General features: G+C 61.9%; 31 protein-coding genes. 10 read left to right on the top strand and 21 right to left on the bottom strand.

Translation table 11 applies throughout. From position 1 onward, the window contains the following. Positions 1-41: 41 nt before the first annotated feature. Positions 42-1,001, top strand: coding sequence for a LysR substrate-binding domain-containing protein (locus AC56QX_RS27645; RefSeq protein WP_497111639.1), 960 nt, complete (start codon positions 42-44; stop codon positions 999-1,001). Positions 1,002-1,102: 101 nt separating this feature from the next. On the opposite strand, the gene AC56QX_RS27650 is transcribed toward AC56QX_RS27645, so the two are convergent. After that, positions 1,103-1,615, bottom strand: coding sequence for a DinB family protein (locus AC56QX_RS27650; protein ID WP_497111640.1), 513 nt, complete (start codon positions 1,613-1,615; stop codon positions 1,103-1,105). A 67-nt stretch (positions 1,616-1,682) separates the two neighbouring features. On the opposite strand from AC56QX_RS27650, the gene AC56QX_RS27655 reads away from it, so the two are divergent. Then, complete coding sequence (locus tag AC56QX_RS27655) at positions 1,683-2,375, top strand: glutathione S-transferase family protein (protein ID WP_497111641.1); 693 nt, start codon at positions 1,683-1,685, stop codon at positions 2,373-2,375. Between the two features lie 81 nt (positions 2,376-2,456). On the opposite strand, the gene AC56QX_RS27660 is transcribed toward AC56QX_RS27655, so the two are convergent. Further along, positions 2,457-2,717 (bottom strand): DUF2934 domain-containing protein, encoded by a 261-nt coding sequence (locus tag AC56QX_RS27660; RefSeq protein ID WP_497111642.1) that lies wholly within the window; start codon positions 2,715-2,717, stop codon positions 2,457-2,459. A 201-nt stretch (positions 2,718-2,918) separates the two neighbouring features. On the opposite strand from AC56QX_RS27660, the gene ndk reads away from it, so the two are divergent. Further along, complete coding sequence (ndk, locus tag AC56QX_RS27665; protein ID WP_010915217.1) at positions 2,919-3,341, top strand: nucleoside-diphosphate kinase; 423 nt, start codon at positions 2,919-2,921, stop codon at positions 3,339-3,341. A 56-nt stretch (positions 3,342-3,397) separates the two neighbouring features. Here the strand turns inward: ndk and AC56QX_RS27670 are convergent, their stop codons facing one another. From AC56QX_RS27670 to AC56QX_RS27695, 6 genes are all read right to left on the bottom strand, one after another. After that, positions 3,398-4,162 (bottom strand): YbaY family lipoprotein, encoded by a 765-nt coding sequence (locus AC56QX_RS27670; protein WP_497111643.1) that lies wholly within the window; start codon positions 4,160-4,162, stop codon positions 3,398-3,400. A gap of 95 nt (positions 4,163-4,257) precedes the next feature. Then, the gene (locus AC56QX_RS27675; RefSeq protein ID WP_497111644.1) at positions 4,258-4,737 is read right to left on the bottom strand and encodes a molybdenum cofactor biosynthesis protein MoaE; all 480 of its coding nucleotides are present in this window, start codon (positions 4,735-4,737) and stop codon (positions 4,258-4,260) included. A gap of 5 nt (positions 4,738-4,742) precedes the next feature. After that, on the bottom strand, positions 4,743-5,000 hold the full coding sequence (gene moaD, locus AC56QX_RS27680) for a molybdopterin converting factor subunit 1 (protein WP_497111645.1): 258 nt from the start codon (positions 4,998-5,000) through the stop codon (positions 4,743-4,745). A gap of 1 nt (position 5,001) precedes the next feature. After that, positions 5,002-5,598 carry a CDP-diacylglycerol--glycerol-3-phosphate 3-phosphatidyltransferase gene (gene pgsA, locus AC56QX_RS27685; protein WP_023673449.1) on the bottom strand — a complete coding sequence of 199 codons (597 nt, stop codon included), beginning with the start codon at positions 5,596-5,598 and terminating at the stop codon, positions 5,002-5,004. A gap of 98 nt (positions 5,599-5,696) precedes the next feature. After that, complete coding sequence (uvrC, locus tag AC56QX_RS27690; RefSeq protein WP_497111646.1) at positions 5,697-7,766, bottom strand: excinuclease ABC subunit UvrC; 2,070 nt, start codon at positions 7,764-7,766, stop codon at positions 5,697-5,699. After that, entirely contained in the window at positions 7,763-8,527 is a 765-nt protein-coding gene (locus AC56QX_RS27695; protein WP_497111647.1) for an SDR family oxidoreductase, read from the bottom strand. The genes uvrC and AC56QX_RS27695 overlap by 4 nt, the downstream gene beginning before the upstream one ends. A 413-nt stretch (positions 8,528-8,940) precedes the next feature. Here AC56QX_RS27695 and AC56QX_RS27700 point away from each other — a divergent pair, with 413 nt between their 5' ends. Continuing rightward, positions 8,941-9,597 carry an outer membrane protein gene (locus AC56QX_RS27700; RefSeq protein ID WP_497111648.1) on the top strand — a complete coding sequence of 219 codons (657 nt, stop codon included), beginning with the start codon at positions 8,941-8,943 and terminating at the stop codon, positions 9,595-9,597. Positions 9,598-9,660: 63 nt separating this feature from the next. On the opposite strand, the gene AC56QX_RS27705 is transcribed toward AC56QX_RS27700, so the two are convergent. Continuing rightward, a complete protein-coding gene (locus AC56QX_RS27705) occupies positions 9,661-10,257 on the bottom strand; it encodes a glutathione S-transferase family protein (protein WP_497111649.1) in 597 nt (198 codons plus the stop codon). 462 nt (positions 10,258-10,719) lie between these two features. Between AC56QX_RS27705 and AC56QX_RS27710 the strand changes: the two genes are divergently transcribed. Both AC56QX_RS27710 and AC56QX_RS27715 read left to right on the top strand, forming a co-directional pair. Further along, positions 10,720-11,190: a hypothetical protein gene (locus AC56QX_RS27710; protein ID WP_497111650.1), complete on the top strand. Its 471-nt coding sequence runs from the start codon at positions 10,720-10,722 to the stop codon at positions 11,188-11,190. Positions 11,191-11,658: 468 nt separating this feature from the next. Then, entirely contained in the window at positions 11,659-11,970 is a 312-nt protein-coding gene (locus tag AC56QX_RS27715) for a transcriptional regulator (protein WP_497111651.1), read from the top strand. 22 nt (positions 11,971-11,992) lie between these two features. Here the strand turns inward: AC56QX_RS27715 and AC56QX_RS27720 are convergent, their stop codons facing one another. From AC56QX_RS27720 to AC56QX_RS27755, 8 genes are all read right to left on the bottom strand, one after another. Next, entirely contained in the window at positions 11,993-12,607 is a 615-nt protein-coding gene (locus tag AC56QX_RS27720) for a LysE family translocator (protein WP_497111652.1), read from the bottom strand. Positions 12,608-12,684: 77 nt separating this feature from the next. Continuing rightward, positions 12,685-13,857, bottom strand: coding sequence for an MFS transporter (locus tag AC56QX_RS27725; protein ID WP_497117928.1), 1,173 nt, complete (start codon positions 13,855-13,857; stop codon positions 12,685-12,687). A gap of 5 nt (positions 13,858-13,862) precedes the next feature. Beyond that, on the bottom strand, positions 13,863-14,699 hold the full coding sequence (locus tag AC56QX_RS27730; protein ID WP_497111653.1) for an EamA family transporter: 837 nt from the start codon (positions 14,697-14,699) through the stop codon (positions 13,863-13,865). Next, on the bottom strand, positions 14,696-15,277 hold the full coding sequence (locus AC56QX_RS27735; protein ID WP_497111654.1) for a TetR/AcrR family transcriptional regulator: 582 nt from the start codon (positions 15,275-15,277) through the stop codon (positions 14,696-14,698). Before AC56QX_RS27735 ends, AC56QX_RS27730 begins: the two co-directional genes overlap by 4 nt. A gap of 138 nt (positions 15,278-15,415) precedes the next feature. Beyond that, entirely contained in the window at positions 15,416-15,868 is a 453-nt protein-coding gene (locus AC56QX_RS27740; protein WP_497111655.1) for a hypothetical protein, read from the bottom strand. Positions 15,869-16,031: 163 nt separating this feature from the next. Beyond that, entirely contained in the window at positions 16,032-16,880 is an 849-nt protein-coding gene (locus AC56QX_RS27745; RefSeq protein WP_497111656.1) for a 23S rRNA (adenine(2030)-N(6))-methyltransferase RlmJ, read from the bottom strand. Then, positions 16,877-17,488, bottom strand: coding sequence for a hypothetical protein (locus AC56QX_RS27750; RefSeq protein WP_497111657.1), 612 nt, complete (start codon positions 17,486-17,488; stop codon positions 16,877-16,879). Before AC56QX_RS27750 ends, AC56QX_RS27745 begins: the two co-directional genes overlap by 4 nt. A 37-nt stretch (positions 17,489-17,525) precedes the next feature. Then, the gene (locus AC56QX_RS27755; RefSeq protein WP_497111658.1) at positions 17,526-18,185 is read right to left on the bottom strand and encodes a TetR/AcrR family transcriptional regulator; all 660 of its coding nucleotides are present in this window, start codon (positions 18,183-18,185) and stop codon (positions 17,526-17,528) included. A gap of 85 nt (positions 18,186-18,270) precedes the next feature. Between AC56QX_RS27755 and AC56QX_RS27760 the strand changes: the two genes are divergently transcribed. The 3 genes from AC56QX_RS27760 to galE all read left to right on the top strand — a co-directional run bounded on the left by AC56QX_RS27760 (position 18,271) and on the right by galE (position 21,891). After that, positions 18,271-18,741, top strand: coding sequence for a carboxymuconolactone decarboxylase family protein (locus AC56QX_RS27760; protein WP_497111660.1), 471 nt, complete (start codon positions 18,271-18,273; stop codon positions 18,739-18,741). A 1,081-nt stretch (positions 18,742-19,822) separates the two neighbouring features. After that, the gene (locus AC56QX_RS27765) at positions 19,823-20,863 is read left to right on the top strand and encodes a UDP-glucuronic acid decarboxylase family protein (protein ID WP_497111661.1); all 1,041 of its coding nucleotides are present in this window, start codon (positions 19,823-19,825) and stop codon (positions 20,861-20,863) included. Further along, positions 20,860-21,891, top strand: a complete 1,032-nt coding sequence (gene galE, locus AC56QX_RS27770; protein WP_497111662.1) for a UDP-glucose 4-epimerase GalE — start codon at positions 20,860-20,862, stop codon at positions 21,889-21,891. The genes AC56QX_RS27765 and galE overlap by 4 nt, the downstream gene beginning before the upstream one ends. A 10-nt stretch (positions 21,892-21,901) precedes the next feature. On the opposite strand, the gene AC56QX_RS27775 is transcribed toward galE, so the two are convergent. From AC56QX_RS27775 to AC56QX_RS27785, 3 genes are all read right to left on the bottom strand, one after another. Next, positions 21,902-22,327 (bottom strand): hypothetical protein, encoded by a 426-nt coding sequence (locus AC56QX_RS27775; RefSeq protein ID WP_497111663.1) that lies wholly within the window; start codon positions 22,325-22,327, stop codon positions 21,902-21,904. 422 nt (positions 22,328-22,749) lie between these two features. After that, positions 22,750-23,502: a DUF995 domain-containing protein gene (locus AC56QX_RS27780; RefSeq protein ID WP_497111664.1), complete on the bottom strand. Its 753-nt coding sequence runs from the start codon at positions 23,500-23,502 to the stop codon at positions 22,750-22,752. A gap of 226 nt (positions 23,503-23,728) precedes the next feature. Beyond that, positions 23,729-24,043, bottom strand: coding sequence for a hypothetical protein (locus AC56QX_RS27785; RefSeq protein ID WP_497111665.1), 315 nt, complete (start codon positions 24,041-24,043; stop codon positions 23,729-23,731). On the opposite strand from AC56QX_RS27785, the gene AC56QX_RS27790 reads away from it, so the two are divergent. Continuing rightward, positions 24,042-24,218: a hypothetical protein gene (locus tag AC56QX_RS27790; RefSeq protein ID WP_497111666.1), complete on the top strand. Its 177-nt coding sequence runs from the start codon at positions 24,042-24,044 to the stop codon at positions 24,216-24,218. The genes AC56QX_RS27785 and AC56QX_RS27790 overlap by 2 nt on opposite strands. Positions 24,219-24,441: 223 nt before the next feature. Here the strand turns inward: AC56QX_RS27790 and AC56QX_RS27795 are convergent, their stop codons facing one another. Further along, the gene (locus tag AC56QX_RS27795; RefSeq protein ID WP_497111667.1) at positions 24,442-26,316 is read right to left on the bottom strand and encodes a glycosyltransferase family 2 protein; all 1,875 of its coding nucleotides are present in this window, start codon (positions 26,314-26,316) and stop codon (positions 24,442-24,444) included. Positions 26,317-26,621: the final 305 nt, after the last annotated feature.

Here is a 26,621-nt window from a genome sequence, read left to right on the forward strand (position 1 = left end):
ATGCTAGTGCTACCGTAAGCCCAGCTTAAGGTCGAAAACCAGTGCGTCTGCTCAGTCAGGTCAACCTCAATTCGCTGAAAATCGTGGAGAGTGCTGCGCGCCACGGGAATTTCACGCGCGCCGGCGAAGAGCAGTTCATCACCGCCTCAGCGGTCAGCCAGCGCGTCAAAAGCCTGGAGGACCAGCTGCGCTTCAAGATCTTCCAGCGCGGCGGCAACGCGGTATCGCTGACGCCGGAGGGCGAGACCTATGTCTCGCGCGTTCGTGAGGCGCTGGAGCGGATCGTTGCTGCCAGCATGGAAGCGACCGGGCAATCGCAGGAGCACGTGCTGAAGATATCCGTGCTGCCGACCTTTGCGGCGCGCTGGCTGTTTCCGCGCCTGCCGCTGTTCCAGCGGCAACATCCCGATATCGTGATGCGGGTTTCGACCTCCTACGCGACGCATGAGTTCACGACTTCCGATTTCGATCTCGAAATCCGCTATGGCGACGGCCACTTTAACGGGCTGCTATCCGATCTGCTGTTTCGGGAAGACCTGACGCCGGTGTGCAGCCGCAAATTGTTCCACGAGGTTCTCGGCGACAGGCAGCTGTCAAAGGTGACACCGGACGATCTCCAGCACTTCACGCTGCTGCATTCCGACACCTGCACCCAGAACTGGCAATCCTGGCTTGGCTTCGCCGGTGCCAGCTTCGTGCTCAGCGAGACCAAAAGCATCTATTTCGATTCATGCATGATGTCCTACGAGGCGGCCAATTCAGGAATGGGCTTTGCCGTGGCCAACCGTGCCTATATGGCCAGCGACATCCGCGCCGAGAGGCTGGTCGCTCCCTTTGCCGTCCACTACCCAAACACGGCCGGTTGGTATTTCGTGTCCCCCCATAAGAGCCTTGCCGCACGCAAGGTGCAGATGTTCAAACAATGGGTGATGGCGGAAGCGGCTCTGACGCAACGCCAATTGGATAGCGAAATCGGCTACCTGGCTTCCGAGGCTGTCTGAAATTCCCGAGTGGCCTGATGTAAAAGCGATGCCGCGGTAAAAGACGCGGCGACAGTCGGCGCGGACCACTCGCGCTCGGATTTTGAACGAAACAATCTCAATCAGGCGAAGGCCCTGCCCTCTTCAGTGCGCTGGAAATACGCCAGATCGAGCGGCACGGAGGGGCGGCCGAGAACCGTAAGGATCATATGCGCCTGGCCACGATGATGGGTCTGGTGGTTGAAGACATGAGCCAGGGCCGGCGCCAGACGCTGCGAGACGGTTCGCATGTCCGATACGGTCATATAGGTGAAGCGGCCGGAGAGCGCCTTGTCGTTCATGCCACCAAGCCAGTTGATGATCCGCCGGTCTTCCGCCTCGCGCGCCATCCTCAAATTGGGCAGGGCCCGGTGCAGGATGACATCCAGCGCGGTCGGTGCATCGCCTTCGCCGGTGAAGCGCTTCATCCAGATGCGATCGGCGGCAAGCAGGTGGTTGAGCGTGCCCATCAGCGAGCGGAAGAAGGCGCCGACATCGCGGTTGAATTCCTCATCGTCGAGATCGGCAGCGGCATCATAGATGCGGCCATTGGCCCATTGATTGTACGCCGCAAACATCATGAAGTGCTGTTTCATCTTTTCTCCCGCCGCGCCTGTCTCGGGGTGTCGGGGCGATACCTAGACCGCAAAGGGACCCGCGCCAATGACCATTCTGCTTTATGATCTCGTCGGGCGCGACGAGAGCCGTCCATTCAGCCCGCATTGCTGGAAGGCAGCGATGGCGCTGGCCCATAAGGGGCTCGATATCTCGACCGCGCCGACGCGTTTTCTCGAGGTTCCCACGATCGAGGGCGGCGCTTCGAAAACCGTTCCGGTGATCCGCGACGGCGACAAGGTTGTCATCGATTCCTTCGCCATCGCGCTCTATCTCGACGAAGCCTATCCGGATCGGCCGACGCTGTTTGGCGGCGAAGGCGGCAAGGCGATGGCGCGTTTCATCGAGCGCTGGTCGCAATTGACCATCCACCCCTACATCACCACCGCTGCGATCATCGATCTCCACACCATGCAGGACGAGGAGAACGCCACCTATTTCCGCCGGAGCCGTGAGCAACGCCTAGGCAAGCGGCTGGAAGACGTCGTCGCGGCCCGCGACGCCGGGTTGGCGGCGTTTCGGGCTTCGCTGGAGCCCCTGCGGTCGATGTTGGGCTACCAGCCCTTCATCGGCGGCGCCTCGCCGCTGTTTGCGGACTATATCGTCTTCGGCGCGCTGCAATGGGCGCGCATCGCCACGCCCTATCGGCTGATCGAAGACAGCGACGTCGTGGCGCAATGGTTCGCCCGCTGCCTCGACCTGCATGGCGGGCTGGGACGAAAGGTTGCCGCAGCAGCCTGACGGCCGCGAGCTTGCCCTGCCTGCAAGGCAGCTTGGACACACCGTCAACCGCGGCGAAAATCAGCGGCGGGATGGCAGGCCTTACTTGGCCGCCTTCTTTGGCTTGCTGGTCTTCGGTTTGCTGGCTTTCGCGGCAGCCTTTTCTTCCTTGGGCTCGGCCTTTGCCTTGCCGGCGCCAGATGCCTTCTTGGCTGCCGACGGCTTGCCTGCGTCCTGGCGATCGATGTCGGCTGCCGCCTGGTGCCAATGGCGTTCGTGGTGACCGGCCGGTTGCCCTTCTTCCTGCCAGATCTGATGTGCGCGGTTGCGAATGCGCTCCTGACGATCGTCTGCCATGGTCATGTTGTCTCCATTCGGGCCGACTTCAGCGCGGCGCCGACACGCGACTATAGCAAGCAAAGCGTTGCTGTGCAGCCATCTGATGTCGTCTCATCGGCGCCGGCCTGACATAGAAGCGCGCAGCGTTCCGACCCCTTGCTCTGGCTCCGGGCGGCTTGTATAGAGCCCGCCACTCTCAATTCCATTCTCAGACAAGGACGACCCATGGCGCTCGAACGCACCTTTTCCATGATCAAGCCGGACGCAACCCGGCGTAACCTCACCGGCGCCATCACCAAGATGCTCGAAGACGCCGGCCTGCGCGTCATCGCTTCGCGCCGCGTGTGGATGAGCCGTCGTGAGGCCGAAGGCTTCTACGCCGTCCACAAGGATCGTCCGTTCTTCGGCGAGCTGGTCGAATTCATGTCGTCGGCGCCGACGATCGTCCAGGTGCTGGAAGGCGAGAATGCCATTGCCAGGAACCGCGAAGTGATGGGCGCCACCAATCCGGCCAACGCCGCTGAAGGCACCATCCGCAAGGTGCATGCGCTGTCGATCGGCGAGAATTCGGTGCACGGCTCCGACGCGCCGGAAACCGCCGCGCAGGAGATCAAGTACTGGTTCTCGGACACCGAGATCGTCGGCTGAGCCGACACTGCCAAATCTGATGCAAAAAGGCCGGCGTTTCGCCGGCCTTTTTCATTTCAGCTCGCGGCGCTGAAGCGCAGGATTTCGCGGCCGTCCTTGTCTGATATGGCGAGCTTGCCGGCATCGACCTTGTATGACGCCGCCTTGGCCAACGCGTCGAACAAGGCCTTTTCCTCGGCCATCACCTCTGGTGCGCATGCCTTGTAGGTCGAGCCGATCTCGCTGATCGCGATCGCCTGGCCGTCGACCTTCGCCGTGGCGAAATAAGTGTTGCAGGGGCCACTGCCGCCGGCCTTGCCGGCCTCGCTGACCCTGAATGTCGCCTGCGGCGCGGTGATGGCGCCGATGCCGTCGACATAGTCGACCACCCAGAGCTGACCAAAGACGGAAGCCGTCGGTTCGGTGCCTGGCGTGACCATCTTCAGCATGATGGTCTGCGGCGCGTCGGTCAGCGGATCGACCTGGTGGCGCACGTCGGAGATGAACATCAGCCTGCCATCGACAGTGATCCGGGCCTGCAGCGCATAGGTCATCTGAGACCGGATCACCGATGGATCGAATTTGATCTCGAAGCTGATCGGTACCTGGCCAGCCGGCTTGATAGTCTGCTCGCCAATGATCTTGGCCGGCGCATCGGCCAGCGAGACGTCGGCGAGCTGAACGGAAAGCACGGCGCTGGGCGGCAAGGCGATGCGCTCGCGATAGATGACCTCGCCCCTCACCGCCTTTTCGGCGGCCACGGAGAGTTCCGGCACCGCAAGGATGCCGACGACCAGAGGCACGAAACCGAAGACGAAGAACTCCGCGAGCCTGTCCAGCATGACCACCTCCCTTGCCCCGGGTTGCCTATCCCCGGGCTGATCAACCCTGTGCAATTGGCCAAAGGATTGCGGTCAATGCATGGCTGCGAAAGGGATTATTCGGATGGCGACTTCCAGCGCCCGGCCGCCTGGACGTCGGCTTCCTTGGCCTCGACCCAGCCGCCCTCGGAACCGTCAACGCGATGCTCCTTCTTCCAGAAGGGTGCCCGTGACTTCAGGTAATCCATGAGAAAGTTCGCCGCCTCGAACGCCGCCTGGCGATGCGCCGAGGCGGCCACCACCAGCACGATGTTCTCGCCCGGCGCGATCTTGCCATGGCGGTGAATGACAGTGAGGCCTTGCAGTGGCCAGCGCTGAACCGCCTCAGCGGCGATGCGGCCGATCTCGGCCTCCGCCATGCCGGGATAATGTTCGAGTTCGAGCGCCGAGAGCGTGCCTCTTTCGTCGCGGCAAAGGCCCGAGAAAGAAACCACCGCGCCGATGTCGGCGCGGCCTTGCGTCAGCCCGGCAATCTCGGCGGCGACGTCGAAATCCTGGCGCTGGATGCGCACGGTCGGCACCGGGACGGCCGACATGAGTGTCAGCCCCCGGTCATCGGCGGGAACAGCGCGATCTCGCGTGCGCCCGATATCTTTTCGCGGTGGTCGACATGTTCCTGGTTGATGGCAACACGGATCACGTCGGGATATCGCAGCGCATGCTCATAGCCTTCGCCGCGCGATTGCAGCCAGCGCAAGAGGTCGGCGACCGTCTCGACGCCGGGAGGCAATTCGACGTCCTCTTCAGGGATGCCGATCCGTTCACGCACCCAGGCAAAGTAGATGAGGCGGGTTGTCATCTCACTCGTCCATGATGTGCTTGAGGCCGGCGCGGAAATAGTCGTAACCGGTGTAAAGCGTAACGAGTGCCGCGATCCACAGCAGCACCAGGCCGGTCTGCGTGGTCAGCGGGAAGATCTTGTCGCCGGCCGGCCCCGCCAGCAGGAAGGCGATGGCGACCATCTGGATGGCGGTCTTCCATTTGGCGAGCTGCGTCACCGGCACCGAAACCTTGAGCGCGGCCAGATATTCGCGCAGGCCCGAGACCAGGATTTCGCGGCACAGGATGATGATCGCTGCCCACAGCGACCAGCCGGCGATGCCGGCATGGCGATCGGTGTCGGCGGCCAACAGCAGCAGACAGGTGGCGACCAACAGTTTGTCGGCAATCGGATCGAGCATCTTGCCGATGTTGGAGGTCTGCTGCCAGGCGCGCGCCAGATAGCCGTCCAGGTAATCGGTGATCGAGGCGAGCAGGAAGATGATCAGCGCCGACCAGCGGGCGAAGTCGCTCGATTTCAGATGGCCTTCGAGAAAAAAGCACAGCACGACCAGCGGCACCGCGACGATGCGGGCGTAGGTGAGCATGTTGGGCAGGTTGAACGCGCGCTTGGCCATGTCTGGGAGACTCTTTCTGCCTGCGTACTCAAATCAGAAGCGAATGTAGGGGGTCAACAGGCCAAAATCGATTGGTCAGCCGAAATACCCGGAATCGGTCAGCTCTCGTGGAAATGATTGTAGACCAGTTTGGCGACCTGCTCGGAAATGCCGTCGACTTTCCTCAGATCCTCGATCGCCGCGCGGCTGACCGCCTTGGCGGTGCCGAATGCCAGCAGCAGCGCCCGTTTACGGCCGGGGCCGATGCCGGCGATCTCGTCGAGCGGGCTCTTGACCATTTCCTTCTTGCGGCGGGCCCGGTGCGAGCCGATCGCGAAGCGGTGGACCTCGTCGCGCAGGCGCTGGACGAAGTAGAGCACGGGATCGCGCACCGGCAGCGAAAACGAGTCCTTACCCCTGACGAAAAAACGCTCGCGACCGGCATCGCGGTCCTGGCCCTTGGCGATGCCGATCGCCACGACGCGATCCTCGATGCCGAGATCAGCGAGAATCTTGCGCACCGCTGTCATCTGGCCCTGGCCGCCATCGATCAGGATGACGTCGGGCCAGGCCGGGAAGTTGCCGGAAATATCGTCCTCGATATCATCGGCCGCCTCGCCTGCTGCCGCGTCGTCGGCTACGGCGACATCGCCATGTTCCTTGAGCAGCCGCGAAAAGCGCCGCTCCATCACCTCGCGCATCATGCCGAAATCATCACCCGGCGTGATCTCGGTCGAGCGGATGTTGAATTTCCGGTACTGGTTTTTTACGAACCCTTCCGGTCCCGCGACGACCATGGCGCCGACGGCATTGGTGCCCATAATGTGCGAGTTGTCGTACACCTCGATGCGCACCGGCGGCTTGGCCAGACCGAACGTCTCAGCGAAACCGGCAAGCAGGCGCCCTTGCGTCGAGGTTTCGGCCAGCCGGCGGCCCAACGCCTCACGGGCGTTCTGCAGGGCGTTGTCGGTCAGGTCCTTCTTCTCGCCACGCTGCGGCACCGAGATCGCCACCTTGCGGCCGGCGCGGGTGGAGAGCGCTTCGGCCAGCAGTTCCTGATCCTCGACGCCATGCGACAGGAGAATGTTCCGCGGCGTCGGCTTGTCGTCATAGAACTGCGCCAGGAACGAACCCAACACCTCGGCCGCCTCCAGGGCAGGATCGGCTTTCGGGAAATAGGCGCGGTTGCCCCAGTTCTGACCGGTGCGGAAGAAGAACACCTGGATGCAGACCTGGCCGCCCTCCTGATGGATGGCGAAGACGTCGGCCTCGTCGACGGTCGCCGGGTTGATGCCTTGATGGCTCTGCACATGCGACAGAGCCGCCAGCCGGTCGCGATAGATGGCGGCGCGCTCAAAATCGAGATCTTGCGAGGCCTGCTGCATGGCCGCCGAAATCTCGGTCTTCACCTTCTGGCTGCGGCCGGAGAGAAAATCCTTCGCCTCCTCGACCAACTCGACATAGCCCTCATGCGAGATTTCGCCGGTGCAGGGCCCGGCGCAGCGCTTGATCTGGTAAAGCAGGCACGGCCGCGTGCGGTTCTCGTAAAACGAATTGGTACAGCTGCGCAGCAGGAAGGCGCGCTGCAGCGAATTGATGGTGCGGCCGACGGCGCCGGCGGAAGCAAAGGGGCCGAAATAGTCGCCCTTGCGCGACCGCGCGCCGCGATGCTTGTAAATGCCGGGCGAGACATGGTCGCCGGTCAGAAGGATATAGGGGAACGACTTGTCGTCCCGCATCAGGACGTTGAATCGCGGCCGCAAGCGCTTGATAAGATTGGCTTCGAGCAGCAGCGCTTCGATCTCGGTGCGGGTGACGACGAACTCCATCGTCGACGTCTCGCGCACCATGCGGCCGATGCGATTGGTATGGAACCGGCCTTGCGCGTAGTTGGTGACGCGCTTCTTCAGACTGCGCGCCTTGCCGACATAGAGCACGTCGCCGGCGGCGTTCATCATGCGGTAGACGCCGGGCGCGTTGGGCAGCCGCTTGACCAGCGTCTGGATCACCTCGGCGCCGACCATGCCTTCGGCGTCGCCGGCATGCGGCGTCCAGTCGATGGCCGTGAAGGCGACATCCGGGCCGGCCGGTTCGACGATCTCCTCCAGTGCCTCGTCCTCGAGGTCGATTTCAGGAGGCAGATCGTCGGTGCCACCGCGCGCCTTGTTCTTGTGATCCAAAGGACTCATTCCGTCATGCCTGTCACATCGGGCGTCTGCCACGCAAGATGCTGGCCGCCATCGAGCGCGATCATCTGGCCGGTGATCGAGCGCGCCTCCCAGAGATAGCGGATGGTGGCGCCGAATTCCGACAATTCCGGGCCACGCTTCAGAATCAGGCCAGCGATCTGCGCATCAAAATCGGAATCGTCCTGGCGCGCATTCTTCAGCGTCGGGCCAGGTCCTATTGCATTGACACGAATGCGCGGACCGAGCGCCTGCGCCAACATCTCAGTCTGGGTCCACAAGGCCGACTTCGACAGCGCATAGGAGAAGTAGCGCGGTGTCGGCCGCCAGACGCGCTGGTCGATGATGTTGACGATCAGCCCCTCCTGCCCTTCCGGCAAGGCGCGGGCGAAATTCTGCGCCAGCAGCGCCGGCGTTTTCACGTGAATGGCAAAGTGGCGGTCCCAGGCCTGCCAGTCGAAATCCTCAATGGAATCATCGACGAAGAGCGAAGCGTTGTTGACCAGCAGCGAGATGGGGCCCAGCGCGGTTTCCGCCTGGCCGACGAGGTCGCTGACGGCGTCCATGTCGGTCAAGTCAGCGCTTACCACCGCCGCGCGGCCGCCAGACTGGTTGATCCCCGCGGCCAGGGCATCCGCCTCATCGCGCGAGCGATTGGCGTGGACGGCGACGGCAAAACCATGGCTGGCGAGGTCTTCGACAATTGCCTTGCCGATCCGTTTCGCCCCGCCCGTCACCAGCGCCGCGGCAGTGGCTTTGCTCATCTGTTGTCAATCCTCAATTTCGGCCCGAAAACACGACGCCGACGAAATATGGCCCGGCATGCGTTAAATGGCGTTCTCACCTGGGGCAGCATTGTGGCGAAGTGCCCGGTTCGGCATCCCGACTCGTCTTGGAGTCGGAAGCGCTGGAGCGCAATATAGGACGCTGGACTCCTTGCACCAAGCGGTGTGCAGCGCAGCATGAAATGGCTGCTGACATTTCGCTGTTGCGAAGATGCAACGTCAAGGTTCCGCCTCATTCGCGCCGGGGAATGACCCAAGTTCAGGTTCGCTTCAGCCGCATTTTGACACGACATTTGGAACCGACGAACGCCAGATCCGTTTCACCCCCCGGACGGGTTGATGGCGATCGTGAGAAACAAGCCTGTGTCCTGTGGCTTAAGGAGTAAAGAACAATGCAAGCCAATCTTAAATTCGCACGGCCGCTGGTCGTCGCGCTCGGGCTCTTCGCCCTCGGTGGTACTGCCTATGCCGCAGACGTCGTCCAGGAAGAGCCCCCGGCACCCGCTCCGGTTGCCGAACTCCCCGTCGCATCCTGGGCCGGCCCCTACGTCGGTCTGAATGTTGGCTACGGCTTTAGCGGCCGTACCAAGGAAAAGGATTTCGGCGATTCGACCGACACCAAGGGCTTCGTCGGAAGCGTCTTCGGCGGCTATCAGTGGCAGCAGGAGAACTTCGTGTACGGCGGTGAAGCCGAACTCGGCTACAACGGCGTCAAGGGCGACGACAACGGCATCAACTCCAAAGGCGGCTTCGAAGGTTCGCTGCGTGCCCGTCTCGGCTACGCTGTAACCCCGGAAATCCTGCTCTATGGCACCGGCGGTCTCGCCGGCAGAAGCCTGAAGGTCGAGGACTCCGTCCTCAACGCCAGCGACACCGCTACCATGATCGGCTGGACGGCTGGCGTCGGCACCGACATCAAGCTGACCGACAATGTCTTCGGCCGTGTCGAGTACCGTTACACCGACTTTGGCTCGAAGGACTTCAGCGGCATCGGCAAGGTCAAGGCCACCGACAACCGCGTCACCTTCGGCGTCGGTATGAAGTTCTAAGTCGTTCAAGCCACGACACGAAAAAGCCGGGCCTCGCGCCCGGCTTTTTTTGTGCCCGGCGGTTCAGCCTGGGACCGCCGACTTCAGTTCCGGAAACTTCTCGTCGAAACGCGCCGCCCAGCGGGTCAGCCGGCCACGGCCCTTTTCCCATTTGCCGGCGAAGCGCAGCGCGAGATAGCCGAGGCAGGCACGCAACGCCATCTGACCGGCCGTGATCTTCTTCGGCAGTTTGGGCGGGTTGGCATTGAGCAGATCGAGCGCGGCGGTGATCTTCGCCCACTGCCGGTCGAGCCAGGGCTGATAGACCATCTCGTCGGGCCGGGTGCGGCGCTCATAGACCATCGACAGCGCGCTATCGCAGATACCGTCAGCCAGCGCCTCCAGCACTTCCGCTTCCAGCCGCTTGTCGGGATTGCGCGGGAACAAAGCGTTCTTCGAAATCCGGTTGAGGTGCTGGGTGATGGCGCGGCTGTCGTGTACTGAACGGCCATCATCGAGCACCAGAACCGGGATCTTGCCGAGCGGATTGGCGCTGATCAGTTCGGCCGGTTTGTCCTCGGTCTTGACCGGCACCAGATCGATCACGATCCCGGCATAGGCCGCGGCCATCCTTACCTTGGAGCTGTACGGAGAGGTGGATGCATAGAGCAGCTTCGGCATGATGGGTTTCCTGTTTACAGACGTCCAGTGTTGACTGGACAGGCGCTTGCGATCAACCGCCAGAGCGCAAAAAAACAGCGGCCAGAAACCGGTCGCGGTTTCCGCCCCAGACATCGCGGCAAGCCTACAGACTGACACGCTGGAAAACACGAGCCAGCGACAAACGGCAGGCTGACGGGATTCAAACCTGCATTCGCATCTCACCAACCCCAGGCATTGCACCGGGGCCTTCGCCGACCGCAGCAAGGAGACAATCCAAAGAGCGAGCGAGGCAGCCAACCGGCGCCTCGCTTTGCTTGCCCCTCGGTCCCATCCCGATGTTCAGCCCCCAGGGCTGAACCCGCTGCCGGACTTGCTTAGATCCAGTGCGTCAGAGCGTCCTTGCCGAGCCCCGAAGGACACGCGACGCCCCAACGACCGGTCTACTTCTTGGCCGGAGCTTTCGCCTTCGCAGGCGCTGCCTTGGCCTTCGGCGCCGCGGCTTTCTTCACCGCAGGCTTTGTCGCGGCCGCTGCTGCTTTCGCAGCCGGCTTTGCCGCTGCCTTAGCGGCGGGCTTCGCCGCAGCCTTGGCGGGCGCTGCCTTCTTGGCCGCGGGTTTTGCCGCTGCCTTGACCGCAGGCTTCTTGGCCGGTGCTGCTTTCGCGGCTGGCTTTGCTGCTGCCTTAGCGGCGGGCTTTGCCGCTGCCTTGGCGGGCGCTGCCTTCTTCACTGCGGGCTTCGCCACAGCCTTGGCCGCTGCCGGCTTCTTGGCCGGTGCTGCTTTCGCTGCGGGCTTTGCCGCCGCCTTCGCAGGCGCTGCTTTCTTCACTGCTGTTGCGGCCTTCGCCGCGACTGCCTTTGCGGGTGCTTTCTTTGCCGGTGCTTTGGATGCCGGCGCTTTAGATGACTGCTTAGCCATGTCATGCCCCTTCACGTTATGCCGATGGCCGTGAATGACCCCGGCGCGCAATGCATATCTGACTCGCGGCTCGCTAGCCAGCGAAGCAATGGTATGATTTTCTCAGCTTAAATTTTCGTTGAGATCGAGACACGGTCACACTCATCATCGCAAAAACCCGTCGCTGATCTTCTGGTATCGCCAGCAATTTGACACCGGCATTCTCGATGCCAGCCCACTATCGAACTTCGAAGACTAGCGAGCAGCTTTACGCATGATCGTCGGGCGCAAATATCATGACCTGCCACCTCACCGAGGTGATCATCTTTCTGCAGACGAACGGTCCATGCGGATCACGCGCGCGACACGACGACCGATCTGAAGATCACCTTGTCAAGCATGCTTCCGCCGACAGATTGACAGAGTACTCTGCATGACAGAGTATTCTGCATTGATGCCACCGCTGTCCGGGATTGCCGGTCATATGGCGACGGCGCAAGGCTTGCTGCATTGGAGCGCACCGATGAGTGCCGACGACATCATCCATCAGAGTACACGGCTCAGGATCATGGCCGTCCTGAACACGCTGGAACGCCGCGAGGCGCTGGAGTTCAGCCAGTTGAAGGCCATGATTGAAACCACTGACGGAAATCTCGGAGCGCACATCGATACGCTGGCCAGAGCAGGCTATGTCGATGTTGAAAAGCTCTTCGTCGGGCGACGACCGCAGACCCGGGTTAAGGCAACAACGATTGGGCGGCGGGCCTTTCGCGGTCACATTGCCTTTCTTCGCAAGATCATCGATCAGGCCGAGGCGGCGCAACGCAGGAAATAGCACTGCGATCGAGCGAATTTCCTCAGCGCGTGGCAACCACGGCGACGCCGGCGCCGATCATCACGCCGCCCGCCGCGCGGTTGACCCGGCGCACGATCCTCGGCGTACGCAACAGATTGCGGGCGCGGCCAGCGAGAACGACATGCCCGCCAATCACCACAATCTCGACAGCCAGGATCACCGCGATGAGGATGCCGAGATGCGCCGAGGTGAGCGAGGCGCCGACGACGTTGGGCAACAGCGCCACGTAGAACAGCGGCATTTTCGGATTGCCAAGGTTGAGCGCGACACCCGTGGCAAAGATCGTCAGCAGCCCGCGTCGCCCGGAGACGGGCTGCAGCTCCGGCACGACGGGCACGGCCGTCCACAGATTGATGCCCATCCAGATCAGATAGGCCGCTCCGCCATAGCGAAGCACCGTCATGACGATCGCCATCTTGGCGGCGATGATCGACAGGCCGAAGGCCGCGAGCATCAGGAAGATGAGGATGCCGACCACCGTGCCGGCACCATAGGCGATGCCCGACGCCGCACCGCTGGAGATCGTGCGGGCGACGATCGTCATGTTGTCGGGGCCAGGGCTGGCCGCGAACACGAAGAAGGCGGCCGCGAAGGCAAGGATGGTGGCAAGGTCCATGAAGGCTCCCGAAAGTGATGCGTTGCTCTCGGGTGTTCAGGTTAGCCGATTTGCCTGCCGGCGATAGCCCGAAAAATTCAGGGCTTTCGTGACACCAACAGCGCGGTCGCGGCGGATGCCGCGCCGAACAGGCAGGTGCCGCTCCAGCCCCACGCCGAATAGGCAAGTCCTGCGAGACCCGAGCCGCAGGCGCCGCCGAGAATCATCGTCGCCATGAAGATGGTGTTCAGGCGGCTGCGGGCGATCGGATCGAGAGCATGGATGCGCGCCTGGTTGGCGACCTGCGACGACTGCACGCCGAGATCGAGGATCAGCACGCCGACGATCATCGCCGCCAGCGATCCCTGGAACAGGCCAAGGATGGCGAAGGCGGCAACCACCAGGCCGGCGCCGATCGAAACGATGACGCCAGGGCCGCGCCGATCGGCGAAGCGGCCGGCGAGCGGAGCCGCAAGCGCGCCGGCGACACCGACCAGCGCCATCAGGCCGACAGCCGTGGCGCCGAAATGATAGGGCGCGGCGTCGAAGGCAAGGGCGAGCGTCGACCAGAAGCCGATGAAGGCGGCAAAGATCAACGCCTGTACGACGATCGCCTGGCGCAGCATGCGGTGCGTGCGCAGCAGCGTCCACAGCGAGCCGAGCAGCCTGGCATAGCTCAGATCGGTGACCGGCTCGACGCGCGGCAGGCGCCAAGCGAGTGCCGCGCCGGTGGCAAGCATCAATGCGGCGGCGGCCGCGAAGACGGCCTGCCATCCCCAGATGTCCGAGATAAAGCCGCTGACAGTGCGGGCAAGCAGGATGCCGACGAGGATGCCGCCGGTGACGATGCCAAGCACACGGCCGCGCTCATGCGGCGCCGCCAGATGCACGGCGAGCGGTACGATCTGCTGCGTGACCGTGGCGAAGAGACCAATGCCGATGCCGGCGACAACCAGCCAGAGAAAGCCGGGTGCCAGTGCGGCAACGACAAGAGCGACGACCAGCGCCGCCGTCGTCGCCAGGATGAGGGAACGCCGCTCGAGCCGATCGCCGAGCGGCGCCAGAAACAGGATGCCGGCGACATTGCCCAGTTGCGTCACGACGGGAAGCACTGACACCGCGCCGGCAGACAGAGCGAACTGATGCGCCAGCAGGCCGAGCATCGCCTGATTGTAGTAGTTGTTGGCCACGGTCAGGCCCGCGGTAACCGCGAGTATGGCAAGCAGACTAGTGTCGATGGCAGCGCTGCGCGTGCTGGCAGGCGTATGCATCTTCGTCACGACTGATAGCCAAGGCAGATGGCGCCGAGCGCGACGACGGCGCAGGCGCCGACCCGCCGGGGCGTCAGCGTCTCGCCGAGAAACAGCCGGCCGATGAAGGCCGCGAAGACGACGCTGGTCTCGCGGATCGCGGTGATCGGACCGGCAGGTCCGAGCGCGAAGGCCGCTACCACGACACCATAGGCCAGCAGCGCGAACAGGCCGCCGCACAGTGCCTTCCAGGTCTCCGGCGCCCGCGGGTCGACAGCGAGCCGGCCACGACTGGTGACGAAGGTCGCCGGCAGCAAGGCGCCATAGGCGAGCAGGACCCAGGCTGTGTAGGCGCCGACATTGCCTGCCGCACGAACGCCGATGGCATCGACCGTCGCATAGGCAGCGATGATTGCGCCCGTCGCCAGCGCATAGAGGATCGATGTCGTGGCGGCTCTTCCTCGTCCGAGCGAAAGACCCATGATCCCGCCACCGACCAGGGCAACGCCGACGGTCTCCAGAACGGTGATCTGCTGGCCGGCGAGCAGGAAGCCGCCGAGGGTGACGAGCAGAGGCACGCTGCCGCGAACAATCGGGTAGACCTGTCCCAGTTCGCCATATCTGTAGGCAGCCACCAGAAACACGCTGTAGCCGACCTGCAGGCAGGCGGAGAGCCCGACATAGGGCCAGGCCGATGTGGCCGGAAAACCGTTGAAGACGGCAAGGGGAATGGCCAGCGCCGTGCTGGAGAAGCTCATGACGGTGACGGTCCACAATCTGTCAGCGCCCGTTCGCAGGAACGCGTTCCAGCTTGCGTGCAGGACCGCCGCGAACAGCGCGAGGCCGATGACCAGCGGGCTCATTGCGGCCTGCGCGAGGCGGCGATGATATCCAGGGCGGCCTTGCGGGCTTCACGAAGAGCGGTATCCGCCTGCCCCATCTGCGCCATCAGGGTGGCGCCTTCGATCAGCATCAACAGGGTCGCCGCCACGTTCTCGGCCCGCCCGCGCGGCATCACCTCCGACAGGATCGATCGCATGCGCTGCCTGAGGCCATCCTTCTGCCTGGCGACGGCCTTGAAGACGGAGTGTTCCGGGTCGCCGAACTCGGCCAGCGCATGGGCGAACAGACAGCCGTGGAAATCCGGGCTGCGGAACCAGCGCCCATGCCAGTTAAAGATCTCAGCGATCTTCTGTTCTGGCGTGATGCTCTTCTGGGCAAGCTGGTCGAGCTGTGCGTCAAAGCGTCTGGCGCGATAGTCGAGCACCGCGACGATCAGCTCGTCCTTGCTGGGGAAATGGCGATACATCGTCATCTTGGCCACGTCGGCCTCGGCGATGATCCGGTCGATGCCGGTGGCATGGAAGCCGCCGCGCTTGAACAGCGCATAGGCGGTTTCGACGACATGCTGGCGTTTGTCGGAGAGAGGTGACGGTGTCATGGCACGCCCAGATGATGAGACAGGTCTGTGTCATACCAGTGCGATGGATCGCACTTGCTGTCAACACGGCACGGAAAAACGCCTGCGGCTGATCGAGCCGCAGGCGCTAAAGGAAATCGATAAGTCGGTAGGCTGCGCTTAGCGCAGGACGCGGCAGCGGCCGTTATAGACCATCCAGCGGTCGAAGCCCGAGACACAGAATTCGACATTGTCGCCGATCGAGGCAAAGCCCTGGCCTTCCTCGATCAGATACCAGATGGTCCGGTCGCGCCCATCGGAGAGGCTGACGGTGGCGCCGCAATAGCGGCGGCCGATCGGCCAGGTGTCGTTGGCCGGCAGATAGCGGTGCTGGTGGATGCGCCGGAAATCGGTGATCTGCACATCCGGCAGATGCGGCACATGATGCACCTGGTAGGAGAAGCGGCTAGAAATCTTGCTCAGCACCCAGGGCTGGCCGCAGACGCCGCCGTCGTCGTCGGAATAGACGCCAAGGTCGGCCGCCTGCACCGCCTGGGTGATACCGAGAGGCGCGGCAAGCGGTGTGCAGAGCGAAATCAGGGCGGCAAGTACGGATTTGGCGAAGCGAGTCATGGCAGCCTCTCAAGGTCGATTGCGTACACTGTGCGGATTCGCTTGGCGGCGGTCAAGCGGTTGCGTCAACGATGGTTTCCCGGGTTTGAAACTGGTTTTGCTCAAACCAGACCTGGATGAACCACAGCATAGCCTCGGCCGAGGCAGCCTAAGCCATGCCCGCCTACTCTCCGGCCAGCCATTCCAGCGTCCAGTGCGCAGGCTTTTCCACGGCAAGCAATTTGTGCAGTGCCGGCAACACGGCTCGCAAATCGCCTTCGAGCGTGAAGGGCGGGTTGACCACCACCATGCCGCTGCCATCGAGGCTGGGCTCGAAAGAGGCAGGCCTGATCTCGAATTCTATGTCGAGGATTTTCGGGATGCCGGATTGCTTCAGCGCTTTCCTGAAGGCGATAATCGCCCGGCGGTCCTTGATCGGATACCAGAGTGCATAGATGCCGCCGGGCCAGCGTTTGTGCGCCGTTACGAGCCCGTCGACGAGGCGGTCGAACTCCCCCGCCTCCTCGAAGGGCGGATCGATGAGCACCAGGCCGCGCTTCTCCTTCGGCGGCAAATGCGCGCCGAGCGCCAGCCAGCCATCGAGCTCGATGATGCGGGCCTGAAAATCACCGGCAAAGAGTGCCCTCAGCTTCGCGGCATCCTTGGGATGCAGTTCGATCGCCGACAGCCGGTCCTGCTTGCGCATCAGATGCCGCGCGATCAGTGGCGAGCCCGGATATTTCTGGATGCCGCCATCGGGATTGAGCGACCGCACCGCCTCCAGATAGGGCGCCAGCAGTACCGCCACCGGCGCGGCGAACGAGGCGTCGATCAGCCTGCCGATGCCGCCCTGCCACTCGCCGGTCTTTTGCGCCTCGAGTGACGACAGATCGTAGCGGCCAATGCCGGCATGGGTGTCGACGACGCGAAACGCCTTGTCTTTCTGCTTCAGATACTCGAGCAGGCGCGTCAGCACGACATGCTTGACGACGTCGGCGAAATTTCCGGCGTGGTAGGCGTGGCGGTAGTTCACTTGGCCCCCCTGCCCCAGCGCGGCGGCGGCGGTTGCGAGTTCGGGTTGTCCGGCCGGCCGCCACCGGAACGCAACGACAGCAGGAAACCGATCAAACCGATCGCCATCAGGGAGAAACCGATCGGCCGCGCACGCCGGTCGGTTTCGCCGACACCGGAGCGCAGGATGAGATCGACCGCCCGCATCGGGATGTCCTCGGCATCGCCTGGACCGACGGTGAAGATGTAAGAACCGGGGTTGACCGTCGCGATCACGCCGCCCTCATCACGAAAGATCTTGTCGGGCAGCTGCGGGCTGACCTGGCGCGGGTTGTCGACATGGTTGAACTGCAACGTCGAGGCAAGCACCGTGCGGCCATTGCTGGCGGCGGTCAGCGTCAACACCGTGCGCTGCTGCGAAACGATGCGTTCGGCCCGTGCAGTGAGGTCGACCAGCACCCGCACAGGTGCATCACGGCCGGAGAGCGACACGGTCAACGGCTTGAAGCGGCCTTGCTCATAGACCCGCCAGGAGCCGATCTCGCGGCCGGAAAAATTGGTCATCGCCCAGGGATAGATGAGGCCGATGCCGGTGCCGGCCAGCAGGATCAAGGCAAACAGAAAGCGCATTCAGACAGTCACCTTGTAATCGCACCTTGCTGGACAACTAGCTTGCGTTGGCGCCGTCGCGCAGGCGTTCCATCTCGTCCAGCAGCATGTCTAGGCCAAGCTCGAATGTCTTGTCGAATTCGGCGGTGCTAAAAAAACGCCCGGCGGCCATGACATTTGGAAAATCCCGGGCCAGTTGCTCGTCGCTGACCGTATTCACCGCCGACTGCCCCTTGGCATAGCCTGCGTTCTCGTCCAGCACCGCGCCCATCAGATAATAGCCGACGGCACGAAACAGCCGCGCGCCGAGTTCGGGGTTGAAGCCGCCATCCCTGAACAGGCCGATAACGCCGTTCAACCAGGCCAGGCAGGTCGGCGAGTTCATGCGGTAAGTCACGAAGAAAGTGGCATAGGCCGGATGATCGCGGCCGATGCGGCGAAAATCCTCGATGGCAATGCGCATCCTTTGCCGCCACGGCAGGCTGGCGTCGGGCATTTCAAGCGCACCGACCAGCCGGTCGACCAGCGCTTCATGCAAATGGGCCACCGAAGGAAAGTGGTGGTAAATGCTCATCGCCTCGCAGCCGAGTGCCGTCGCCAGCTTGCGCATCGAAAAGCCGGCGAGCCCCTCCTTCTCGATCACCTCGAAGGCCGCGGCCTCGATCATCTCGCGCGACAGCCGCCCGCGGGTTCTGGCTTTTTTTATCGATGAGTCCATGGCGCCGCTTGACAACTTACACTGTAAGGTTCATTTTCCACATCACCTTACATCGTAAGGCTAACGAAGGCCAGAGGAGAATGTCATGCCTGTCAATCGCTTTCTTTCATCCGTGCTTTCATCCCTGCGCCATGCCTGCCTGCTTGCCGCTGCCGGCGGTGCGCTGACGCTGGCCGCCGCACCTGTCCATGCCGACGACTATGATGCAACCCTCAAGGACATCCAGTCGACCATGGGCGGCGTGCCGAGCTTTGTGAAGCAGTTTCCCAAAGCCGGTCTGCCCGGTGCCTGGGCCGAGGTCAAGGCCATCGAACTCAGCGACAAGACGGCGCTGCCGCCGAAGGTCAAGTCGCTGATCTCGCTGGCGGTGGCGGCGCAGATTCCGTGCAACTACTGCATCTGGTCGGACACGCAGGACGCCAAGCGCGCCGGCGCCACCGACGAGGAAATCCAGGAGGCCGTGGCGATGGCCGCACTGACCCGCCACTGGAGCACCATTTTCAACGGCATGCAGGTCGATTTCAACACATTCAAGAAGGAAATGGGTGGACAGTAGACTATCCAGGCCCGAAGCGTGCGACCGCTTCCGGGTCGATCCATGCCCAAGCGACGACGGGATAGTGCTATCGTCTTGTCGGCACTCGCCAGGGGACAGCCCGCAGATTAGGGATCGTCCCCTGATTCAGGCATTTTTGCCACCCGTTGTGTCGAGGTGCCGTTCCGCGCATACGCGATCGCGCAATGGACGGTGCTCTCTACCTATGCGCTCAATGCGACTGCAGAAATGACCGATATTGCGGCACAGAATGGACATGTCGGCGTTTTCCGGCAAAAATGACCGGTGATCCGCGCCGTGCGAATGAGAGGCCTTTATGCGCAGAGCCTTCGAACAGTGGGATGGAATAAAGTCGCTATCGAAGCCCGTCTCTACGACGCGGTTTTCCGTTCAGCTTTTGGCTCTTGGCTTCTTTTCCACCATAGCCGGATGCGATGCGTCCTCTTTTCATAAAGAAATATTGGCCAAATATCTGCACCCTGACGTTTATATTTGCAGCCCGAGCGGCTTTGGCCAACAATCTAGTTGCACTTTAAAAATTTGACATCCGCCACGGATCATCCTTGCCGGCTTTTCATTTAAGCACATTTCCTGGGATACATGCCGAGGTGCGCAATGGAGTGGCGACCTCCACATCTCCAAGCGCCAAGCCCCCGACACTTCGTCAAATGGCCGATCCAAACTGTTGATTTGAAAAGAGTATCCTCTTCGAGCCTTACAGTCCGGCGTTGCGGGCCCAAACCCACCCGAAGGTTAACCATTCGCAAATTGTTGTAGTTAACGATATGCTAATTTAGTTGACTATGTTGTCCACAGGTATATTTTCAACGCGTTGGGATGTGCAATTTGGGCGAGCAATCGACGATGGTGGCACCGGGCGTGTGATCGCGATTTTGGGGCGTGGAGACGGGTGAGCGGCAGCACGTAAAGCGTGCGGCAGCGGCTCGGCGAACCCAAAGAATAATTAACGCACATCAATGTTGGCGAATCCGCTGATGCGGAGGTTTGTCACGTTCTCAAGGCGTGGCCGGACTGTTTGTCCCGGCTCGGCGGTAGCGTACGCGTTGCGTAAGGGGAAAGCATGAGCAAGGTCATCAAGGTTCTGAAACTGGGCTCCGGAAGCGGTCAAAGGGAGCCCAACCAAAAACGACGTCGCGCCCTGGTTGCCGGAGGCGCAGGCTTCCTGGGGTCGCATCTGTGCGAACGGCTGTTGCGGGATGGGTATGACGTCGTCGCGCTGGACAATTTCCACACCGGAAAAAAATACAATCTCAATGCCCTTCTGCGCAATCCCAGGTTCAGCTGCATCGAGCACGACATCGTCGATCCGCTGCCTGTGGGCCTTGAGTGCGACGAGATCTACAATCTCGCCTGCCCTGCCTCTCCGCAGCACTATCAGGCGGACCCGATCCATACATTTAAGACTAGCGTGCTCGGTTCGCTGAACCTTCTGGAGCTCGCGCGCCGGAACAACGCCAAAATATTCCAGGCCTCGACTTCAGAGGTCTATGGCGACCCGTTCGTGCACCCACAGCCCGAGAGCTATTTCGGCAACGTCAACACGCATGGACCGCGGTCCTGTTATGATGAAGGCAAGCGTTCGGCCGAAACCCTGTTCTTCGACTATTCGCGGACATATGGGCTCGACATCCGCGTTGCCCGTATCTTCAACACCTATGGTCGCCGTATGCAGCCCGATGATGGGCGCGTGGTCTCGAACTTCATCGTCCAGGCTCTGCGCGGCGAAGACCTGACCGTCTATGGCAGCGGCCTGCAGACCCGCTCCTTCTGTTATGCCGACGACCTGATCGAAGGCTTCATGCGGCTGATGAATGCGCCGCGCGCGCCTGCCCATCCGGTCAATCTCGGTAATCCCGGCGAATTCACCATCATGGAACTCGCGACGCTGGTCGTCGGCTACACCAACTCCAGATCGAAGATCGTGCATCGGCCGCTGCCCATCGACGATCCCAGGCAGCGCAAACCGGATATTTCCTTCGCCAGGGACAATCTCGGTTGGGAGCCGAGGATCAACCTGGCCCAGGGGCTCGCGCACACCGTCGACTATTTCGACACCCTGCTCTATGGCAGCCGGATGATCACGGGGGCAGCGGCTTCATGAGCCAACCGGCGATCCTGGTAACAGGCGGAGCGGGCTTCATCGGCAGTCATACCTGCAAGCTGCTGGCCGCCGCCGGCTATCTGCCCGTGGCTTTCGACAATCTATGCCGCGGCAACCGGAAATCCGTCGCCTGGGGTCCGCTTGTCGTCGGCGATATCCGCGACCGGGATGCGCTGATATCGGCGATCGGGACGTACCGGCCGACGGCGGTCATCCACTTCGCAGCGCTGGCCTATGTCGGGGAATCCGTTCACGAGCCCGCCGACTATTACTCGACCAATGTGGCCGGCACCATCGCCGTGCTCGACGCGGCGCGTGCGCACGCCATTGAAAACATCATCTTCTCCAGCAGCTGCGCAACCTACGGCGTGCCGGAAGCATTGCCCGTGCGCGAGACCTCCTCGCAAAATCCGATCAGCCCTTACGGGCGCACCAAGCTGATGGGTGAACAGATCATTGGCGACTATGCCTCGGCATATGGGATGAAATTCGCAATCCTGCGCTATTTCAATGCCTGCGGTGCCGATCCCGACGGCGAACTCGGCGAGTGGCATTCGCCAGAAACGCATCTGGTTCCCAGGGTGCTGATGGCGGCGTCAGGCATCATCGACGAAATCGAGGTCTTCGGCACGGACTATGATACGCCGGACGGCACCTGCGTGCGCGACTACATCCATGTCAGCGACCTGGCCAGTGCTCATCTGAAAGCGCTGCAACACCTCGAGGGCGGCGGACAAAGCCTGGCGGTCAACCTTGGCACCGGGCGAGGCGTATCCATCAAGGAGATCGTACAGGCGGTCAGCCGGATAACGTCAAGACCGGTTCCGGCCGTCTTCAGAGCCCGGCGCCCGGGAGATCCGGCCGAGCTCTATGCCGATCCGGGCAAGGCGCGTACGCAGCTTGGCTTTGTGCCTGAGCTTTCCGACATCGATACGATCGTCAGGACGGCGGCGCCATTCTTCGGGCTGCAGACAAAATCGGTGAAACCGCCGCCAAGCGAGGCGGCAGCATCCGTCGCCGCCCGATAGACCCGATAGATCAGAGATAGCGCGGATGGCAGCTTGCGCGTTGGCCAAATCCGCTAGGGCTGCAAATATAAGGCGAACCGCCCAGCAACGGACCGTCATCGCCCGGATTGAAGGCGACTTTCACAGGCCCTGGCGTGCGAACCTTGATCGGCTGTGGTGATGCAAAAGCGTAGTCACTTTCAGTCGTCTGTACCGCGCTCGTCATCAGAATCTGAGGCTCGGCTCTAAGCGAATGAACCGTGGACATGGCGTAGACCGGCAGGACCGCCGGTTTGCTGCGGATCGGGTGGACCACAGGCCTGATGAAGACCGAATTGGTCTCGGTCGCATCCATACCCTGGCAGCCTGTAATCGCGGAGGTTATCGCCATAACCGCAACAATAGATACTATGTTTTTGCTTGGGCGAAATGCGCCCATTGCGGATTTGTTCATCATGTGTCCCTTGCTATCAAGTATAAGCTAAGGGCGTATTGCGACATACTATGCCTCCGTCGCTTCCACGCCGCGCGGCAACCACTCGCACATCACGCATGAACATTAGACATCACTAATTATTAAATTTAATGAAAACCCTAGGGTAAGCCCACCGTATCGTCGTCCGTCAGATGCAATTGAATGCGATCAATCGGTGGTCGGCGCGCCGGCGGCTCCAGCCGAACCGCTTGATGCTTCACCATAGGCGATTCGCAAGGTCCTTGACAGGCGCCGGCAAAGGCAGCCCACTGTCAAACCAGGGACGGATTTGGGGTCTGCTCTACCGCCGCGATGGGTCTGGAGCGGCTCGCGCAATGCGGACTGTGTCAACGCTCATGCAAGCATTCCGCATGCTACTGTCGGCTTAGCGGCTGAAACACGACCTAATTCTTGGAATCGATCAGCTTGCGGGTCTCTTCGAACTGCGCGCCCTTGGTGTCGCCCGCCACGAATTTCCGGTATTCGTCGGAAGGGTCCTCGGGAGTTCGCTTAAAACTGTACCATTCCCCATCCGGTTCCTTGCGCTGCTCAATGGTCCCGCCCTTGATGCGGTGGCTGTAGCAGGTGCGTTGCAGCTTGCCCTTGTAGCTCTTGGACCGCCAGGCGACTTCCATGCACATCTGGCCGTTTTTGGTCACCAGCCACCTGCCCTCGGCGACGGAGGCTGAATCCTGCCCCGATGTCCAGGCCCGGAGGGGGCGGCTGGCCTTTCCGAAATAGGCCGCTCCGTCTTTCCATAGCCATGTGCGGTCGGTGTAGAGAAGCTGCAGCTCAAAAGCCGTCGGCACGGTGGCGGCTGCTTCCGCAGGCTTCGGCTTCTTTTCCTCGGTCGCGTGAGCAGCTCCGGCAAGCGCCAACTGGCCACAAACGACCAGCAGAGGCACAAGCCATATGCGCCTGGCAGACTGGCCGCGTTCTCTGCCTGCGCGAGGCGCGGGCAATCCGGTCGAAATTGTCGGCACAATCAGCGGTCGCATTTCGGTTTTCGCATCTCGATCCAGCGTGGCGCCGACACAATCATGACCAGGACGCACCACCACGGAGCGTTCTCCCCATCGACGCAGCGTCGGATTTCCCAGACCGCGCGGTCGGCAGCTGGCTGCGAGCATTAACAGCCGGGCAAAGACCGATGTCAACCTTTTGCGCCGCAACGAAGTGCTTCAGGCTAAGGGGTCGACAAGCCCCCCAAACACGGACCGAAGTGAGACTTCGACGTCAAGCCACGAGGGCCGATCTAAGAGGGATCGGAGGCGTTCGTCGATTGGTATCGGCACGAATGGAAATCCGGGCGCAAGGGGTGGATGCGCGGCCCACACCGCCTCTCCTCTCGCGCCCGGATTCCAGTCCCCCGCCGAACTCTTGCTAGCGCGCCCGGCAAGTCGCGCGCTGGCCAAATCCGCTCGGACCACAGATCCAGGGCGAATGACCGAGGAATGGGCCGCCATCGCCGCCCAGCTTGTAAGAAACCCTCACCGGCGCCGGCTTGATCATCCCGGCCCGCTGCGGCCGCACGAAGGCGGCGTAGGCCGTTTCGGTCGTGCGCGTGACGCTGGTCGTCTGCATGAGGCGCTTGCGGCTGAACACATGGGACCGCTTCTTGCCGACGTAATGGATCTTCTTGACCGGCGCATGCACCGCAGGGTTGCCGGCGAGTGAGCCGGTCGTGGTCGCGTCCATGCTCTGGCACCCGGAAACCATCGAGATCAATGCAACGGCAGCTATAGACCAGGCATTCTTTCTGCCCTTAGCAGCCAAACCCCTCATGAATTTGTTCATCACCTATCCCCTGCCGACAAATGCAAGTCGATTGGACGCGGAGATATTTTTCTTAGGTGTCTTCCGCGCCGTGTGAACGGCCAACCGCCATTCACATCATGGCTTAATATTAGAGGATACTTATTAAAATTCGCGCAAACGGCATGGTCAGTGCCGCCTTTCAGCGCCCGATCGGATATTATTAAAATTTGATCTTATTTTCGTGCCTGAGGCTGCAGCAGGTCGCCGGCCGGCAAGCGAGGCCGTCCATCAAGTTGAATGCAGTTCAGGAGAGCTCTTTGCGCGGAAGACTCTGGGCGTCAGCGCCGCGTTTCCCAACCGGGATCGAAGTAGAAATTGCGGCTGCCGATGTTGCCCTGGCCGGCGCCGGAGACCACATAGGCGATGCGGACGATGCGGAAGCCGCCGGCGCCTTGCTGCAGCCCGTACACGCCCTCCATGCCACGGTCGTAGAAACCGATGGCCGGCACGATAAGCGCCAGCATCGTGAGCGATGCCTGGAAGGCGAGTTTGGCAGCGTTGGCACGCAGTGGAATCTTGTTCTCGATGACATGCCTTACGACGATGACCACGACCAGAAGCCCATAAAGGAAGGCATTGAGCGCGGCGAACCAGTAGAAGCCCGTGGCGTCGAAGGGGTGGTCAACGAGCAGGACGGGCAGCGCCGCACCGATCGCCAGCACCACATAGGGAAAGAAGGCACGGAACGGAACCAGGTTCTTGGGGCCACTGCCCTTTGGCGTGACGCGGAAATCAACGAACGACTTGGTCAGATAGTCGCGCAGCGACGACACCGTGCCGGCCAGCACCCACGGCCAGCGGGCGAAGAAAAGGAACAGCGTGCCTTCCCAACTTATCGTCTTGGCCGTCATCGGTCGCGAGAGGCCGAATGCTTTCAGCATCACCACCAGGCCAACCAGGGCGACGGCGTTGGGCAGATAGTAGAAGAGGAAGTCGGCATACATGACATTGGCAAAATTGCGCCCGGTGAACAGCGCATACATCGGCATTGCGTACATCAGCAGCGCAAAGACGGCGAACAGCGGATACCAGAGTTGGCAGAACAGGAACTGGAACCGCAATCTCGGCGACAGCTTGGGAAAATATGTGGGCGAATATTCGAGCAGGATCGTCATCAGGCTGCGCGACCACTGGAATTCCTGGGTGACAAGATCAGCAAAGGTTTGCGGGCCGTCGCCATGGGCAATAGCATCCATCGCATGGACGCCGCGCCATCCGGCCGCGTTGATCAGCATCGAGGTGGAATGATCCTCCGCCAGTTCCGGGCCGAGACCGCCCGCCTGCTTCAGCGCCTTGGTTCGCACGGCATAGTGTGAGCCGATGCAGAGCGGCGCCCCGCCGCCGGTATGACCGGATTGCAAGGGGCCGTGGAACATCCCCTCCGGAAACAGCCGGCCGCGCGCTGACCAGCTTTCGGCGGCATTGTTGTCGCAGATGCTCGGCGCCGAGACATAGCCGACCGCGGGATCAGCGAAGGGATAGAGGATTTCCCTGAGATAGGTCGGCGTCGGCACATGATCGGCGTCCATCTGCGCGACGAAATCGTAACGCTCATAACCATAGTGGTCATAGAAGAAGGCCAGGTTGCCTTCCTTGCAGCGCGTGCGGCGCGGCCATGTCTTACGGTGATAGTCTTCCCTCCCGCGCCGCGTCGATATCAGCACGCCGCGGGCTTCGCACCAGCGCACCGTCTCCTCGGACGGATCCTCGTCGGCCAGCCAGGTGTCATGCGGATAGTCCTGCGCGAGCATTGCTTCCAACGTGCGCGCAACCACGGCGAAGGGTTCCGACGGGGCCTTGGTGACAACCATCGCGACCCGCGAACGCTTCGGGATACTGTAAAGCTTTGACGGTTTCCGCGACGCGTGCACGTTGAGCAGGAAGTACATCGGCATCAAGGTGAGCCAGGCCAGCACGATGGTCGCGAAGGTGAACGGCCCGGTGTGGTCGATATGTTCTGGCTTCAGCCACCAAACCCAGAAAAACCCGAGGGTGAGAAACCAGAAGGCCAGGCCTGTCCGCAGGATCCATTGCTTGACGGGAGAGAGTACCGGCACGAGAAACGGAGCCTTCTCCGCCACGTTGGCCAAAGCTGACCGGGGCCGCCCTGCCTGTCTGCTCGTACGGCTGATGATGCCTACGTCTAAACTCATACCCTTACACGCCGCCACTTTGGGCTGCAGCCAACGACTGCTGCAAAGCCCTTAAATCCCGGCAGCAGAATCGGCCGTCACTCCGTTAGTGTCAACTAAATTAAACATTGCTTAACCATACTTCTTGCGCATTGGTTAACCTAACCCCTTGGGCGAGAGATCAAGCCCTCCGGCAAGAAGGCCAATGGTCGGCTCCGGAACAGAAGTCGGGTGAAATTTCGTCGTTGGAAAATAGCTGATGGGCCGAAGGCGCACCCCGGGGGGAACCGGCAGGGCGGCCCATTAACCATGCCGAGCGTATCAGG

This window comes from Mesorhizobium sp. RCAM 06353 (assembly GCF_059683585.1).

Excerpts from the sequence above, each read along its gene's own strand:
- AC56QX_RS27715 (WP_497111651.1), top strand. The coding sequence starts at position 11,659 with ATGAGTGCCGACGACATCATCCATCAGAGTACACGGCTCAGGATCATG.
- AC56QX_RS27700 (WP_497111648.1), top strand. The coding sequence starts at position 8,941 with ATGCAAGCCAATCTTAAATTCGCACGGCCGCTGGTCGTCGCGCTCGGG.
- AC56QX_RS27650 (WP_497111640.1), bottom strand. The coding sequence starts at position 1,615 with ATGAAACAGCACTTCATGATGTTTGCGGCGTACAATCAATGGGCCAAT.
- AC56QX_RS27670 (WP_497111643.1), bottom strand. The coding sequence starts at position 4,162 with ATGCTGGACAGGCTCGCGGAGTTCTTCGTCTTCGGTTTCGTGCCTCTG.
- AC56QX_RS27730 (WP_497111653.1), bottom strand. The coding sequence starts at position 14,699 with ATGAGCCCGCTGGTCATCGGCCTCGCGCTGTTCGCGGCGGTCCTGCAC.
- AC56QX_RS27655 (WP_497111641.1), top strand. The coding sequence starts at position 1,683 with ATGACCATTCTGCTTTATGATCTCGTCGGGCGCGACGAGAGCCGTCCA.
- AC56QX_RS27660 (WP_497111642.1), bottom strand. The coding sequence starts at position 2,717 with ATGACCATGGCAGACGATCGTCAGGAGCGCATTCGCAACCGCGCACAT.
- AC56QX_RS27735 (WP_497111654.1), bottom strand. The coding sequence starts at position 15,277 with ATGACACCGTCACCTCTCTCCGACAAACGCCAGCATGTCGTCGAAACC.
- AC56QX_RS27775 (WP_497111663.1), bottom strand. The coding sequence starts at position 22,327 with ATGATGAACAAATCCGCAATGGGCGCATTTCGCCCAAGCAAAAACATA.
- moaD (WP_497111645.1), bottom strand. The coding sequence starts at position 5,000 with ATGACAACCCGCCTCATCTACTTTGCCTGGGTGCGTGAACGGATCGGC.
- AC56QX_RS27785 (WP_497111665.1), bottom strand. The coding sequence starts at position 24,043 with ATGGACGCGACCACGACCGGCTCACTCGCCGGCAACCCTGCGGTGCAT.
- AC56QX_RS27675 (WP_497111644.1), bottom strand. The coding sequence starts at position 4,737 with ATGTCGGCCGTCCCGGTGCCGACCGTGCGCATCCAGCGCCAGGATTTC.
- AC56QX_RS27755 (WP_497111658.1), bottom strand. The coding sequence starts at position 18,185 with ATGGACTCATCGATAAAAAAAGCCAGAACCCGCGGGCGGCTGTCGCGC.
- AC56QX_RS27760 (WP_497111660.1), top strand. The coding sequence starts at position 18,271 with ATGCCTGTCAATCGCTTTCTTTCATCCGTGCTTTCATCCCTGCGCCAT.
- AC56QX_RS27740 (WP_497111655.1), bottom strand. The coding sequence starts at position 15,868 with ATGACTCGCTTCGCCAAATCCGTACTTGCCGCCCTGATTTCGCTCTGC.
- AC56QX_RS27720 (WP_497111652.1), bottom strand. The coding sequence starts at position 12,607 with ATGGACCTTGCCACCATCCTTGCCTTCGCGGCCGCCTTCTTCGTGTTC.
- AC56QX_RS27795 (WP_497111667.1), bottom strand. The coding sequence starts at position 26,316 with ATGAGTTTAGACGTAGGCATCATCAGCCGTACGAGCAGACAGGCAGGG.
- AC56QX_RS27725 (WP_497117928.1), bottom strand. The coding sequence starts at position 13,857 with ATGCATACGCCTGCCAGCACGCGCAGCGCTGCCATCGACACTAGTCTG.
- AC56QX_RS27790 (WP_497111666.1), top strand. The coding sequence starts at position 24,042 with ATGCTCTGGCACCCGGAAACCATCGAGATCAATGCAACGGCAGCTATA.
- ndk (WP_010915217.1), top strand. The coding sequence starts at position 2,919 with ATGGCGCTCGAACGCACCTTTTCCATGATCAAGCCGGACGCAACCCGG.
- uvrC (WP_497111646.1), bottom strand. The coding sequence starts at position 7,766 with ATGAGTCCTTTGGATCACAAGAACAAGGCGCGCGGTGGCACCGACGAT.
- pgsA (WP_023673449.1), bottom strand. The coding sequence starts at position 5,598 with ATGGCCAAGCGCGCGTTCAACCTGCCCAACATGCTCACCTACGCCCGC.
- AC56QX_RS27705 (WP_497111649.1), bottom strand. The coding sequence starts at position 10,257 with ATGCCGAAGCTGCTCTATGCATCCACCTCTCCGTACAGCTCCAAGGTA.
- galE (WP_497111662.1), top strand. The coding sequence starts at position 20,860 with ATGAGCCAACCGGCGATCCTGGTAACAGGCGGAGCGGGCTTCATCGGC.
- AC56QX_RS27765 (WP_497111661.1), top strand. The coding sequence starts at position 19,823 with ATGAGCAAGGTCATCAAGGTTCTGAAACTGGGCTCCGGAAGCGGTCAA.
- AC56QX_RS27695 (WP_497111647.1), bottom strand. The coding sequence starts at position 8,527 with ATGAGCAAAGCCACTGCCGCGGCGCTGGTGACGGGCGGGGCGAAACGG.
- AC56QX_RS27750 (WP_497111657.1), bottom strand. The coding sequence starts at position 17,488 with ATGCGCTTTCTGTTTGCCTTGATCCTGCTGGCCGGCACCGGCATCGGC.